The sequence below is a fragment of the Enterococcus dongliensis genome, assembly GCF_031927985.1.
GTDB lineage: Bacteria > Bacillota > Bacilli > Lactobacillales > Enterococcaceae > Enterococcus_A > Enterococcus_A dongliensis.
Genome location: NZ_JARPZC010000027.1, coordinates 1 through 11750 on the forward strand (window position 1 = coordinate 1; position 11750 = coordinate 11750).

Genomic DNA, 11750 nt, shown 5'->3' on the forward strand with positions numbered 1-11750 from the left:
TACTCATTTAAGTATTCCTCCTCTAAGTCCTCCGTTAGTTGATTATTTTAAAATTAGTTCAATTATGATTTCTTCCCATAATCTTTCTGGACTGTCTTCGTCATACATTTCTAAGTAATCTGAATCTCCTAAAATATGAGCCTCTACTATGCTTTTGCTAAAGTAATTTACTGGTAAACATCCTGCGATATAAGTGACGTTTTTTCCTTGTTCGTTTTTTACTCTTACCTGATGACCATCTCCGATAATTAGTAATAAATCTTCTACTGTCATTAAATCTCCTTCTTTCTTTTTCTACGCTAATGCCCCAGTTACTGGAGCCATGCTAATTCCACCATTCGTTACCGCTCCTGCTTCATCAACTTTTTAGTGAACGGATTTCTTTCGTGCAGCTCGCCTGACTTAATATTAATCACAATCACAACGCCATTGACCTCTGCCGAAAAGTGCATACTATCCCACTTTCGATAATTTCTAAGCCGCTGATAGCCGTATGAGGCAGCTATTTCTCTAATTTTTTTCTTTGGCATCAACCAATCCGCCTCCATTTTCTAACAGGTCCCTTGCGACCATTTGCCTGACACGCTAGCAGGTCAAACTTGACGCCTGCACGGCTTCTCGTCCGTTTATGTTTTTCATCCACAGTGTCACGATGAACGACGTGCTTATCGCCTTTGTCGTCTTCTACAATGATGATATTTTTATACGGCTGATCCGTATACTCGATTTCTTCACCTTCGATGTACTCGCCGAAAATATTAATTGTTTTCATCTAAATTCCCTCTTTACCTTTTTTTCGCCTGTTATTTTTGGGTAATCCATGCTTCCTCCTGACATAAGCAAATGTTTTGGGATCCATCCTGAACATTTCCCTCATCTGTTGTACAGTCCTTCCTTTTTTTATTTGATAAATAATTTCTTTTTCCAGACCCGGACGTACATCAAGATATCTTTGGTGTCTAATATCTATTCCGTTTTGTGGTAAAATTACTTCGTTTTTCTCAAGAATTTCCATTATTTTTTTATGTTTCTCGCATTTTGAACTGTCTAAGTACCATTCTGGATCATTAATCAATAATAATAATTCGCTCCATGCCTGTTGCTGCGCTGGTGTTTTCCGGCTTCTCATATGAATACCTCCTAAAACGGCAGATCATCATCCCCGATGTCTATTGACGATCCACTAAATGGATCAGCATTTGGTTTACTATTACGGTTATTGCTATATGAATTGCTTGAAGAATTGCTTTGTGGGCTTTCTTTGCTCTTTCCTCCAGGAAAACTAAAGTTACCCACTACAATTTCGGTAATATACTTTTTATTTCCTTGTTGATCTTCATAATTTCTCACTTGAATTCTTCCAATTACTAAAATCTCGTCTCCTTTTTTAAAGTAATTAGCAACTGTTTCAGCTGTTTTGCCCCAAAACACAAGGTTGATCCAATCAGTTTCTCTATTTCCATTGGCATCTTTAAAGTCTCTCGTGACTGCAATACTTACAGAAGCAACTGCTTTGCCTGATTGTGTATATTTTAAATCGATATCTTTGCCTAATTTACCTTGTAAAACCACATTGTTTATCATCTAATTTCCCTCCAAATTTTTTATTGATCTCTCACCATTCACTATTTCGATTGCTTGTTCTAAATTCCAAGCGACACCGTTCAAAATTTTGTTACCATCTGCAGCATTTAAAAATTTAATCTGATCATCAGAAGGTTTCCCTTTTCCAATTTTTACCTCTACGAAAAACAGCTTGCCGTCTGTACTTCTTGCCCCAAATAGATCGGGGAATCCTTTTTCTAAGCCTTGCCCTCTTGTCTTATGAGTTAGTTTCTTGCCCGAATCAACTTGCCAACACTTATGGCCTAAACGCCGCAACTCCTGTTTAATCTGCTTTTGAAGTTCTAATTCGTTCAAATGTCTATCACTCCATTTTTCTTCTCAAATTCAGCTATATCTATCGCAAGCCATTTCGTTTCTTCTGCTAGATCTGTTAAGTCATTCTCGTATAAAATCGCAACTTGCTTTTCTAACAATTTCACTAGCTTGCTTCTCTTTAATCCGTTTTCTTTTAGAATTTCTAAATAAGTTCCCCCGTCCATCAGCCTCTCCATTCATCAAAATCAATGCTGAAATCCATATGTTTTTTATCAAAAATGAAAGGTGCTATGCCCGTCATACCTTCTCTGTTTTTAGCAACATCGCAACGTATTTTCCGGCTGTCTTTTTCATCGGCAGATAGCAGCAAGGTTACGTTTGCATCTTGTTCTAACGATCCTGACTCTTTCAAATCGCTTAACATTGGTCGTTTGTTTTCGCGCTGTTCGACAGCACGACTCAATTGAGCCAATAAAATGATCGTAATACCATAATCAGTCGTGAGCTTTTTCAGCTCTCTAGTTACTTCATTCATTACTTGGCGTTCATTTTTACGAGTATCGTTTACTGTTATCAATCCAGCGTAATCAACGAAAGCTACATAGCGCTTATCTCCAATGCGTTTTTTGATTGCATATTTAATGTCATTCAAATTCGAATATTCGGAAGTGAACACTCGCATATCGAATGATCTCTTCATAGCTTCATAAGCTTCCCTTGCTTTTACTTTGTTATCAGGACTTAGCTTGTCTTTGCCTACGAACAACAGCGAATTGATATTAGTCACTTTAGAAACTAAGCGTGTCATCAGTTCATTTTGACCCATTTCAAAAGTAAAGAAGTCGCAAGCTACATCATTATTTTTAGTAAACAACTCATACATAATGTTTAAAGCAAAAGCCGTATTATGAGTAACTATAAAATCGTTGCAAAGATACAACTGATCTTTGTTTTCGACTGAGATACAAGTTACTTCTTCATACCCAACTTCTTTAATTCCAGAAATTATCGATCTATTAAATTTCTTTCTAAATTTATGGTTACATTCTAAAAGAACGTTTTTTTTAGTTGGCGTTTTGAATAATTCGGACAACTTACAAACTTCTGCCAAGACGGATATCTCATAACAGATATTTTTTCCTCTTTCATCTTTTCTAATCCTATTTTCATATCCAACACTAAATAGCAGTTCTCTTACTTGATAAGCCATTTTCCTAGAAGTAGTGTTATATTTTACATAAGGACTATTCTTACTTATATACGCTGATCCATCTGTATCAAATAATCCTCTTAATAGCTCGAGCCTTTCGCTTATACTTGATGTCATTAAATATTCAGGTATCTCTTTCAAATGAGAATATCTGGTAACTTCTGGAAGATCAGAAAAAACATCTTTTGTTTGCAAATACTTTTTATTCTTTTTGTATTCTTTCAACTCGAACACCCAACTATAATTTTTTAAACTTAATTTTTTGGGCTTTGTATTTGTTGTTTCGGCTACTTTTTTAAATACAAACTCGTCACATCCGCTGATTGTTAAAGGCCTTTCTGACGAGCAGCCATCTCCCAAAAACACACCAATCAAATAAGGATCAACAACCGACTTATTTTGAGGTTTGTATTCGACTGGACCATTTAAGGGTATTGAGTATCTAGCATGTTTTTTTTCGTTCACATCTACTCTGTGCGTTCCAGTTTCAAAAATTTCTTTTGTTGTTATTTCCTTTAAATTCCCCTTTGATGTATAAACACTCCAGATGTGATCTTCATCAACAATTGTCTTTCTTCCATCTTTTAAAGTGACTTCAAAAGTTTTCAAAGTACCTCTCGGATATACGCCAACTACCCTAGTTGGTTTTCCGTGTTGATCAAAAACATAGTCATTTGGTTTTAAATCACCAAATCTTACTTTTCCTTTTGGTGTTGGTATTTCTAACCAATTCGGATGCCCTTTCCCAGTAGCAGGCCTTCCTGCCAATACGATCAACTTGCCTCCTGTTATTCCACCACCCAAGAAATCGTCTAGTGGTTTATAAGTTGTCATTGCGTTGCTAGGTCTATCCAAGCTATCGCAAAATTCAGCGAACGCTACGTCTAATCTGCCATCAGACTTGATATGATTGACCTCACGCTTTTCTTCTAGTAGTCGCTGTAACTTGTCCCCGTCTGTTTTAGAAAGCGTCTGAGCGTAATCTGTGGACGCTGTATGCAACTTGCGGTCTAAGTAGGCATTGTGTATCTGTCTCGCTAACTCTCTTTCGATTCCTAACTGAGGTGCTAAGCCTTTTAGTGTTTCGAGATCATCAACTGTGCCAGCGCTAAACAAGTCAATGCTTCTCATTTCTCGATAGACTTGTTCTGTTGTGTAGTTCATTCCTCTAAGCCGAGTCAGTGCTTCTACAATCATTTTTTGTTGAGGACTCTCAAACCATTCAGAATCAATATCAATGCTCGTAATGATCGATGGGTTGTTTAGCATTTCTGCAACTAGACTAAGTTCATTGTTCATATGCTTCAGCTATCTTTCTTTGTGATTCTGCTATTTCATCAGATATTGAAGAGTTCGTCTGTGGTTTATGTTCGTTCAAGTAACTATCGAACTTATTTCCAAAAAGAGTGGCTGGTCTAAGGTATTGATTCATTTCTTGGTTGTTTAACCACTGCTCGCTTTTCACATCAATAACCTTTTTAAAATCATCAAATCTTTGCCCTTCATTCCAACGAGCTTTTATAAGGTCTTTCCATTTTTGAGTAACTTTAAATGATTTACTTGTTTTGTTGTTCAAGTATTTGATGATGTCGGTATATGGTATTTTCTCTTTATCTATATCTTTTTCTTTATCTAATTCTTTATCTATATCTGTTGCGTTAGGTTCCGTTACATCTAACGTTAGACTCACGTTAGAATTTTTCTTTTTTCTATAATGCTTTTTGGCTCTGAGCCTGTTCTGTTCTCGTATTTTCTCCATACCTTCAATGTTTTGGTGTTTGACCCAGTTAGTAATTACAATGCTGCCATCAGTATTTAAATCGATCATATTAAACTTCTCTAACGTGCTGAGCGCTAGCCGTATTGTGTTTACTGGTTTATCGAAAAGTGTCGATAACATTTCTTCTGAGTAAGGCATATTTCTTTGTATATAAATCAAACCATCGTCGTTAGTCTTCCCTGCCAACACTAAAAGCCTTATCCAAATAACTAAGATTGCATCTGCTTCAGGAACAGCTTGTATTAACCTTATCTTTTCATCGTCGAACATTGTCGTCTTGAGCTTTATCCAACTTATTTCAGCCAAGTTCTTAACCTCCGATACTCAACTTTTTAATCTCGTCTTGATTCAGTTTGATACCAATTACGTGATGTTTATTTTTAAATGTTGCAATTCCGATTTGATGCTTTTCTTGATGGTGAGTTCTACAAAGTGCTGCAAAATTAAATTCTGTGTGGTCTACCTCACTTCGCTTTCTTCTTCCCAAAGCTTTATCAAAATGGTCAATATCAGCATTCTTTTTACCACAAACACAACAGGTTCTTGTCGTTACGCATTTATAAAAATAGTATTGTGTGTTTTGTGGTGGTATCTCATACCCTTCACGAAATGGAATATCATTTTCAAAGATGAAATCTAATATCAATTCAGACAATGTAGATACTTCATCGACAGTATTCTCTGATTCATTTGATAAACTAATGTTTTTACCTGTGAAGTATCTAAATTGCCAATAAAACACGTCTTTCAGGCTTTCTAAAGGCTCTCCAGTATAAATGTATATATCTTGCATTAAAGCGAACACAAAGCGTCTCTGCTGCGGTGTAAACCCACGTGGATCTTTAATGAACAGTTCTGCTTGACGCTCGCCATCAAATCCGTTGAAAATCGTTTTGAGGCGTTCAATATTCAGCTCTTCTTTGAGTTCTAAAACGATCGTATTTCCTGCTATTTTTGTAATTTTAGTAAGGTAAGAAAGGTTATTCATTTAAATCACTTCTTTGAGTAAGCTTTTTCAAGTTCATCAGCGTACCTAGTAGCAGTTAAGAATTGCTCTGTATCTAATTCTGCTAATGGAATCACCTGTAAAAATTTTGTATCAGTAATTTTTTCGGCCATTTGAACCCCTGTAATATGTTTCTCAGTCTTCGAAGAGACAAGCTCTGCTAATTTATCAACTCTAGTCTGTAACGCCTTAGCTTGCGTCTTAGTGATTTTTTTAGGTTTAGCTGAATCAACTTGCTGTTTGTACTCATCAGTATCAGCATCCTTTGTATCGTCAATCTGATACAAGCCATTCATGGCGTATTTTCGAGCGTAAGAAGAAGCAGTTCCTGTAATTTGCGATTCATCCATACCCTTTTTAGATTCGGGCTCTCTAGCAAATCCGCTTGCTTTTTCAGTGTTAATTCCATCGGTGATAACTGCTTTAGCTTTAACATAATAGCGATCACCTACCTGGACTATTTCATCAGTCAGCATTGGGACTAATCCATATTTATTAGCTAAAGGTTTTACTGCCTCTAAAATATCCTCTGCACTTCTATAGTTGTATTTACCAAAGTTGTTTCTTTGTCCTTTAGGAGCCTTGAGCTCTGTAATTAATGCAGATAATTTTTCGTAAAAAGACAGTTCTTTTTCTTCACTCACCGAACTTCTCCTCCATTTCCTTTATAAACGATTCCCCATCACTATATTTTTCGAGTGTTGCAAATTCTATTTCTTGCTCAAATTCATCTAACAATTCTTGTGCGCTTTCAAATATCACGAGAAAAGGTGTTGTTCCTCGTTCGGTTTTGATTTCCAAGCGATAGATCGTATCGTTGTAAGCGACTGTTGCTCCGTTGTCGTCTTGAAAATACTCAAGTTTTTCTTCTAAAACATTTGTTCTCAACTCAGTGTCATTTTCTGCTTTTGATTCACTGACATTGATAAATGTATAGCTGTCAGGATCAGCCATCGCTTTATCGTAATCAAACATTAGATTCACCTCGCAGTTTCTTAATAGCAAAATTGCTATCTTCTCCATTAGTTCGTAATAACTTATAAAAGTAATGCGGTTTTACATTGAAGTAATTCGCAGCTCGTCGACCAGAATAAAAAACCATTTCTTCTCCAGTTTTTTTATTTGTTACTGCAACTGGAACGGCACGTAGTTTTTGCGCAACTGCTCGTACTTTTTCAGTTGGTTCCTTGATTCCGATCAAATAGGCATGCTTTACATTTTCAGATCTTGTTGACCATTCTAAATTCGAAAGAGTGTTATTATTTTTGTTTCCATCAATGTGGTTGACTTGTTCTTTGTTTAATTCGTTAGGTATAAACGCTTGCGCTACTAGGCGGTGGACAAAGCATGAGATTGTTTTGTGTTCAAAACTGCTATATAGCCCTATTTGGGTATATCCGCAATTACTGGTTCTCGTCCTTTTAAATTGATTAGTTTTCATTGAGTAAACTCGCCCAAAGCTACTTATCAGATACCCAGGAAAATTTTCTAATTCTTTCCATTTTTCTAGATTTTTGATATAATCACCTCAAATCATTCTTTGTTTGCTCACTAATTGCTTGCCGGCGTAGTGAGCTTTTTTTGTTCCCACAATTTTCTTCGTTCAATATTTTTTTGCGCTCGAATTGTTGATTGATTACGAACCCACCAACGATCAGCTATTATCTTTCCTATTTTTAGAGCTTCTATTCTATTCATAGTCAGCCCTCTCGGTTGGCTTTTTCTTTTCCCAGCCAATCGCTATGAGAAAGATTCCGATATAGCCGTATGCTGCCAACATGTTGAAACTCGAAATAATCGGAACAGCTAACATGCACATAATTGTTGTCGCTAGGTTTATTTGCTTCATTGTCATGCTCCTTTTCTATGCAGTTTCTAAATCCAAGCTCATTTGTCGCACTTGCATCTTTGTTGCTGTAGATGGTTCCCAATCATTAATGAAATCTAAGACTGTTTCATAGTGTCTGTTTCTTAGTTGCGTCCGTGTAGATACACCTGTCACAGCTTTTACACCTGAATTGATATCTTTATGGAGTTTTCCTCGTTGTTCTTGAGTAAGTTTCCCAAATCCTCTGGCAACTTCCGAAACTCGCTGATTGATTCGACGACTGATATATCCGTAATCGCCAGCGCTGAGCACCGTGTTCTCTTCTAAATCAGCAACACGAGTATCTAGTTCATCAACACGCTGATTCGTTTCTTCGCCAGCGGATAAAGCTAGTAACGCCAAATCTCTTGGTGTGGTTGGAATTTTTACTTGTTGCTTGATGTGGTCTTCCATTTTGTTAAACGCTTCGATGTATTTCAGTTTGAACGAATCTGCTTTACGTCCTGTAAAACCGACTGCAATAAAAGTCCAGCCGTCTCGGTTCATGTAATACATTTTTTGCTCTCTTCCGCGAGAATCTACATAAGAACCTAAAGCAAACATCTTTTTGTAATGAGCTGAATTTTCAGCCGATTGAATTTTAGATTCAATTACTTGAATTACATTCTTGTGTTCTTTCTCAAAACTTTCTGCCAAGTTCAAACTTGTTGTGACCGCTTGGCGATCTTTCATAATTACTAAATCTGTCATTTTCTTCCTCCTAGATATTTCCAAAGATCGTTGTCAATAAACTCAATCAGTCCTTGTGACTTGAATAACCATCGATCACTTTTCGAATACGGATAGTAAACCCATCCTCCATTTTCCACATCCAATTTTCTTATTAGTGTTGGATTGTTTAGAATATTGTCTTTGAGCCAAGTTGATGATCGATTAGCTCTGGACGAAAAATCTTTCATCGTAAAAGTTTGACCGGCGAATTCTTTTTCTTCTAGCTCTCTCAATCGAACCTTTTCAATCAGGACTAAGTTATCAGGTATTTCAATTGTTACTTTTGCCTCTATCTGTTGTTCAGCCATCTCATTACCCCTTATCCAAATCTAAAGCCGCTTTGATCTCTTCAATTTTCGCTTGTGGGCTTCTTTTGCCGTTCATTATGTCGGACATATACGCAGTAGAAATCCCTAACTGTTCAGCCAGCCAAGCTTGATTTTTCCCTTTTTTCACTAATGCGATTTTGATTTTTGTAATTAAATCTTGAGACATAAAAAAATCACTCTCCTTCCATATTTTTGTAAGCTAATAAAATTAGCTAATATTTATTGACACGGACTAACGATTGTATTAGTATAAAGTCATAGTTAAATAAGCATAGAACTCCCCCTATAAATTAACGTTCTAAGTTTGCCGACCTCGAATTGTTTATTTTGATAGGTGTCTTTCTTATTGCTCATTAGCGTATTGAATTAGCTTACGGATTTATAATACTAATAATTTTATTAGTTGTCAACCAAAAACTAATATTTTTGTTAGCTTTTGTTTTTTCGTTGCGGAAAAAGGTGATTCCAGATGGAAATTTTACTAGAAAGAATAAAGTTACTTTGTAAATCAAGAGGTATTACTGTATCTCAATTAGAAGATAATTTAGACTTGCCTAGCAACACAATCTATCAATGGAAAAAAAGAATTCCTAATACTGAAAGATTGAAAAAAGTTGCAGACTATTTCAACACTAGTCTTGACTACCTTTTAGGCAGAACTGACAACCAATATGCTGGCCTTTCTCCCGAGCAAAGAAAGTTAACAATAAAAGAAGCTTTGGAATCTGCTATGGGCAAAGATGGGAAAGAAATCGATGCTGATGATATTCCCACGCTTACTCGTATTATCGAAGCATATTTAGACGGAAAAAATTAGGCGGTGGTTGGATGGACAGTTTTATTAAAAAGTTTATCGAAATATTACAAGTAACGGTTGTGTACGATCATGAACTTAAAAAGGATGCTTATTGCTTCCCAAACTTAAATCTAATAGTAATCAATTCGCACAATCCTGAATGGCAACAGCAAAAAGACTTATTGCATGAATTGGGGCATCTAGCTAAGCAGAGAAACGACTATAAACTATACAATCTGGCTTTTTCGCTTCATTCTCAAATGGAAAATGAAGCAGAGGAGTTCATGATTGAAAAAGTATTAGAAGCTAAACTTAACGAACCTGATTTTGAACCCAGTTCATTCAATTACATAAACTTTTTAGAAAGTTATGAAATTGAAACAAAATACGAACCAATGGTTAAAGAATTTATGACACGATATCTCGTCGGAGCTAAATCCGGCAATATATTTTTTAAATAAAAAACGAACATACATTCGTAAAAAAGGAGTTTTTTTATGTTATATCAAGAATTTAAAGAATGGTTAGAAGAAAATGCGAGCGGGTATCCTATTTTTATTGAGAAAGCTACGGAGTTTCAGCTTATGAAAAACAAAAATCGTTCTGGAAAAAGTAAATGGAACGATCGGAAAGTGGAAAAAGCAATACAAGGCATGTGGAATAACGTAGCAACTGCAGCATACGATCAAATCAAAGCACATGAGGGCGTTCCTAAATATAACGGAAAACAAATTTGGTTAGACTTTATGGAAAAAAACGAATTTTTGGAAGGATTTAACGAAGGAGCTTCTGAAGTTGAATTTGAATAAAAAATACACGTCGCTCTCCCCTGCAAAGTTTGAACGACGTGATCACATAAATATTACCTATAACAATAGGCTTATTTAACTGTGCCTATTGTATCAAAGAAAGAGAGTTGATTCAATTGGCTAGATTTGTAAAACGTGGCAAAACTTGGCAATACGAAATATCGTATAAAGACGAGAACGGGAAATATAAAAAGCTTAGAAAAAGTGGCTTTGCAAAAAAAGGAGACGCTATTGCTGAAGCTGGAGAAATTGAGGCGAGTCTCGCAAAAGGTCTAAAAGTTACAAGTAAAGATATCCTACTTTCTGATCATTTTGAGCAATGGATGAACGTGTATAAAAAAGGAAAAGTTTCTGATGTTACCTTTAGAAAATACAAGAACACATTAATGAACATCGAGAAGTATTTTACAGATGACACGATTAAAAAAATATCAAGGACTCATTATCAAGAAAAAATAAATGAGTTTTCTAAAGTACACGCCGATGCGACCGTTGAACGTTTAAACACTCAGATCAAGGCGAGCTTGAGAAATGTTATAGACGAAGGAGTTATTCCGTATGACTTCACTAAAGGAGCCGTGATCAAAGGAGAGGCTCCCAGTGTAGACGAGCAGGATAAATTTTTAAATTTTTCAGAGTTTGAATCATTGGTTAACCTTGCGAAAGAACGGCTCGATCCTCATTTTGCTTCTCGATTCATGATTGTCGTTGCCGCCGCTACTGGGTTACGTTTTGGAGAACTTCTAGGTTTAACATGGGACCATGTTGATTTAGACAAAGGAACGATCTTCGTAGATCGTGCTTGGGATTACACTGAGACTCAAGATTTTGTACCAACTAAAAATGAGCAGTCTGTTCGAAAAGTACCTTTGGATGCTGAAACATCAAAAATAATGCAATCATTCAAAAGTGAACAAAGAAAACTGTTTCAGAAAATGGAAATTAAACCCAAGCATGATTTTGTGTTCTACAACGCAAAAGAAGGATTGATATCAAACAACGCTGCGAACAAAAAGCTGAAGGAACTTCTAAGACAATTAGAAATTGACACTCCGCTCACCATGCATGGTTTAAGGCACACTCACGCATCTGTTTTGATATTCAAGGGTGTTAATATTATGGCTGTCTCAAAACACCTAGGACACAAGAATTTAGCCGTCACAATGGAAGTCTATAGTCATGCGGTAAAAGAACTTGAAGAAAGGGAAGATGAACATATTAAGTCCATCTTTGATGATATTTATAAAAGTTAAAAGTGATTTGGCACACGTTTGGCACAAAAAGAAAGACAAACCTTATTGTATCAAGGTTTGTCTTTTAGTTTAAATGCCAGCTGCAGG

General features: G+C 36.1%; 22 protein-coding genes. 4 read left to right on the top strand and 18 right to left on the bottom strand.

Annotated elements, in window-relative coordinates; genetic code table 11:
* Positions 1-42: 42 nt before the first annotated feature.
* From P7D84_RS12980 to P7D84_RS13065, 18 genes are all read right to left on the bottom strand, one after another.
* Complete coding sequence (locus tag P7D84_RS12980) at positions 43-273, bottom strand: hypothetical protein (RefSeq protein ID WP_311806691.1); 231 nt, start codon at positions 271-273, stop codon at positions 43-45.
* 68 nt (positions 274-341) lie between these two features.
* Positions 342-530 carry a hypothetical protein gene (locus tag P7D84_RS12985; protein WP_311806693.1) on the bottom strand — a complete coding sequence of 63 codons (189 nt, stop codon included), beginning with the start codon at positions 528-530 and terminating at the stop codon, positions 342-344.
* A complete protein-coding gene (locus tag P7D84_RS12990; protein WP_311806694.1) occupies positions 530-772 on the bottom strand; it encodes a hypothetical protein in 243 nt (80 codons plus the stop codon). Before P7D84_RS12990 ends, P7D84_RS12985 begins: the two co-directional genes overlap by 1 nt.
* Positions 773-1129, bottom strand: coding sequence for a hypothetical protein (locus P7D84_RS12995; protein ID WP_311806695.1), 357 nt, complete (start codon positions 1127-1129; stop codon positions 773-775).
* A gap of 11 nt (positions 1130-1140) precedes the next feature.
* Positions 1141-1584, bottom strand: coding sequence for a single-stranded DNA-binding protein (locus tag P7D84_RS13000; RefSeq protein ID WP_311806697.1), 444 nt, complete (start codon positions 1582-1584; stop codon positions 1141-1143).
* Entirely contained in the window at positions 1585-1920 is a 336-nt protein-coding gene (locus P7D84_RS13005) for a VRR-NUC domain-containing protein (protein WP_311806699.1), read from the bottom strand. It abuts the gene before it with no gap.
* Positions 1917-2105 carry a hypothetical protein gene (locus P7D84_RS13010; protein ID WP_311806700.1) on the bottom strand — a complete coding sequence of 63 codons (189 nt, stop codon included), beginning with the start codon at positions 2103-2105 and terminating at the stop codon, positions 1917-1919. The genes P7D84_RS13005 and P7D84_RS13010 overlap by 4 nt, the downstream gene beginning before the upstream one ends.
* Positions 2105-4390 carry a DnaB-like helicase C-terminal domain-containing protein gene (locus P7D84_RS13015; protein WP_311806701.1) on the bottom strand — a complete coding sequence of 762 codons (2286 nt, stop codon included), beginning with the start codon at positions 4388-4390 and terminating at the stop codon, positions 2105-2107. The genes P7D84_RS13010 and P7D84_RS13015 overlap by 1 nt, the downstream gene beginning before the upstream one ends.
* A complete protein-coding gene (locus P7D84_RS13020) occupies positions 4380-5177 on the bottom strand; it encodes a putative phage replisome organizer (RefSeq protein ID WP_311806702.1) in 798 nt (265 codons plus the stop codon). Before P7D84_RS13020 ends, P7D84_RS13015 begins: the two co-directional genes overlap by 11 nt.
* A 4-nt stretch (positions 5178-5181) precedes the next feature.
* Positions 5182-5859: a putative HNHc nuclease gene (locus P7D84_RS13025; protein WP_311806703.1), complete on the bottom strand. Its 678-nt coding sequence runs from the start codon at positions 5857-5859 to the stop codon at positions 5182-5184.
* A 5-nt stretch (positions 5860-5864) separates the two neighbouring features.
* The gene (locus P7D84_RS13030) at positions 5865-6521 is read right to left on the bottom strand and encodes an ERF family protein (RefSeq protein WP_311806705.1); all 657 of its coding nucleotides are present in this window, start codon (positions 6519-6521) and stop codon (positions 5865-5867) included.
* Positions 6514-6852, bottom strand: coding sequence for a hypothetical protein (locus tag P7D84_RS13035; protein WP_311806707.1), 339 nt, complete (start codon positions 6850-6852; stop codon positions 6514-6516). Before P7D84_RS13035 ends, P7D84_RS13030 begins: the two co-directional genes overlap by 8 nt.
* Positions 6845-7396 carry an NUMOD4 motif-containing HNH endonuclease gene (locus P7D84_RS13040; protein ID WP_311806717.1) on the bottom strand — a complete coding sequence of 184 codons (552 nt, stop codon included), beginning with the start codon at positions 7394-7396 and terminating at the stop codon, positions 6845-6847. The genes P7D84_RS13035 and P7D84_RS13040 overlap by 8 nt, the downstream gene beginning before the upstream one ends.
* A 32-nt stretch (positions 7397-7428) precedes the next feature.
* A complete protein-coding gene (locus tag P7D84_RS13045; protein ID WP_311806709.1) occupies positions 7429-7575 on the bottom strand; it encodes a hypothetical protein in 147 nt (48 codons plus the stop codon).
* Positions 7568-7726 carry a hypothetical protein gene (locus P7D84_RS13050; protein ID WP_311806711.1) on the bottom strand — a complete coding sequence of 53 codons (159 nt, stop codon included), beginning with the start codon at positions 7724-7726 and terminating at the stop codon, positions 7568-7570. The genes P7D84_RS13045 and P7D84_RS13050 overlap by 8 nt, the downstream gene beginning before the upstream one ends.
* 15 nt (positions 7727-7741) lie before the next feature.
* On the bottom strand, positions 7742-8455 hold the full coding sequence (locus P7D84_RS13055; protein ID WP_311806713.1) for a Rha family transcriptional regulator: 714 nt from the start codon (positions 8453-8455) through the stop codon (positions 7742-7744).
* Positions 8452-8784, bottom strand: a complete 333-nt coding sequence (locus P7D84_RS13060) for a DUF771 domain-containing protein (protein WP_311806715.1) — start codon at positions 8782-8784, stop codon at positions 8452-8454. The genes P7D84_RS13055 and P7D84_RS13060 overlap by 4 nt, the downstream gene beginning before the upstream one ends.
* A 4-nt stretch (positions 8785-8788) precedes the next feature.
* Positions 8789-8971, bottom strand: a complete 183-nt coding sequence (locus tag P7D84_RS13065) for a helix-turn-helix domain-containing protein (RefSeq protein ID WP_137603041.1) — start codon at positions 8969-8971, stop codon at positions 8789-8791.
* 303 nt (positions 8972-9274) lie between these two features.
* Between P7D84_RS13065 and P7D84_RS13070 the strand changes: the two genes are divergently transcribed.
* The 4 genes from P7D84_RS13070 to P7D84_RS13085 all read left to right on the top strand — a co-directional run bounded on the left by P7D84_RS13070 (position 9275) and on the right by P7D84_RS13085 (position 11663).
* A complete protein-coding gene (locus P7D84_RS13070) occupies positions 9275-9622 on the top strand; it encodes a helix-turn-helix domain-containing protein (protein ID WP_246022676.1) in 348 nt (115 codons plus the stop codon).
* A gap of 11 nt (positions 9623-9633) precedes the next feature.
* On the top strand, positions 9634-10062 hold the full coding sequence (locus P7D84_RS13075) for an ImmA/IrrE family metallo-endopeptidase (protein WP_137603040.1): 429 nt from the start codon (positions 9634-9636) through the stop codon (positions 10060-10062).
* Positions 10063-10098: 36 nt separating this feature from the next.
* Entirely contained in the window at positions 10099-10410 is a 312-nt protein-coding gene (locus P7D84_RS13080) for a hypothetical protein (protein ID WP_137603039.1), read from the top strand.
* Between the two features lie 116 nt (positions 10411-10526).
* Positions 10527-11663, top strand: coding sequence for a site-specific integrase (locus P7D84_RS13085; protein WP_137603038.1), 1137 nt, complete (start codon positions 10527-10529; stop codon positions 11661-11663).
* Positions 11664-11750: the final 87 nt, after the last annotated feature.

Excerpts from the sequence above, each read along its gene's own strand:
- P7D84_RS13025 (WP_311806703.1), bottom strand. The coding sequence starts at position 5,859 with ATGAATAACCTTTCTTACCTTACTAAAATTACAAAAATAGCAGGAAAT.
- P7D84_RS13075 (WP_137603040.1), top strand. The coding sequence starts at position 9,634 with ATGGACAGTTTTATTAAAAAGTTTATCGAAATATTACAAGTAACGGTT.
- P7D84_RS13010 (WP_311806700.1), bottom strand. The coding sequence starts at position 2,105 with ATGGACGGGGGAACTTATTTAGAAATTCTAAAAGAAAACGGATTAAAG.
- P7D84_RS12995 (WP_311806695.1), bottom strand. The coding sequence starts at position 1,129 with ATGAGAAGCCGGAAAACACCAGCGCAGCAACAGGCATGGAGCGAATTA.
- P7D84_RS13080 (WP_137603039.1), top strand. The coding sequence starts at position 10,099 with ATGTTATATCAAGAATTTAAAGAATGGTTAGAAGAAAATGCGAGCGGG.
- P7D84_RS12980 (WP_311806691.1), bottom strand. The coding sequence starts at position 273 with ATGACAGTAGAAGATTTATTACTAATTATCGGAGATGGTCATCAGGTA.
- P7D84_RS13055 (WP_311806713.1), bottom strand. The coding sequence starts at position 8,455 with ATGACAGATTTAGTAATTATGAAAGATCGCCAAGCGGTCACAACAAGT.
- P7D84_RS13065 (WP_137603041.1), bottom strand. The coding sequence starts at position 8,971 with ATGTCTCAAGATTTAATTACAAAAATCAAAATCGCATTAGTGAAAAAA.
- P7D84_RS13060 (WP_311806715.1), bottom strand. The coding sequence starts at position 8,784 with ATGGCTGAACAACAGATAGAGGCAAAAGTAACAATTGAAATACCTGAT.
- P7D84_RS13035 (WP_311806707.1), bottom strand. The coding sequence starts at position 6,852 with ATGTTTGATTACGATAAAGCGATGGCTGATCCTGACAGCTATACATTT.
- P7D84_RS13000 (WP_311806697.1), bottom strand. The coding sequence starts at position 1,584 with ATGATAAACAATGTGGTTTTACAAGGTAAATTAGGCAAAGATATCGAT.
- P7D84_RS12990 (WP_311806694.1), bottom strand. The coding sequence starts at position 772 with ATGAAAACAATTAATATTTTCGGCGAGTACATCGAAGGTGAAGAAATC.
- P7D84_RS13050 (WP_311806711.1), bottom strand. The coding sequence starts at position 7,726 with ATGAAGCAAATAAACCTAGCGACAACAATTATGTGCATGTTAGCTGTT.
- P7D84_RS13015 (WP_311806701.1), bottom strand. The coding sequence starts at position 4,390 with ATGAACAATGAACTTAGTCTAGTTGCAGAAATGCTAAACAACCCATCG.
- P7D84_RS13070 (WP_246022676.1), top strand. The coding sequence starts at position 9,275 with ATGGAAATTTTACTAGAAAGAATAAAGTTACTTTGTAAATCAAGAGGT.
- P7D84_RS12985 (WP_311806693.1), bottom strand. The coding sequence starts at position 530 with ATGCCAAAGAAAAAAATTAGAGAAATAGCTGCCTCATACGGCTATCAG.
- P7D84_RS13045 (WP_311806709.1), bottom strand. The coding sequence starts at position 7,575 with ATGAATAGAATAGAAGCTCTAAAAATAGGAAAGATAATAGCTGATCGT.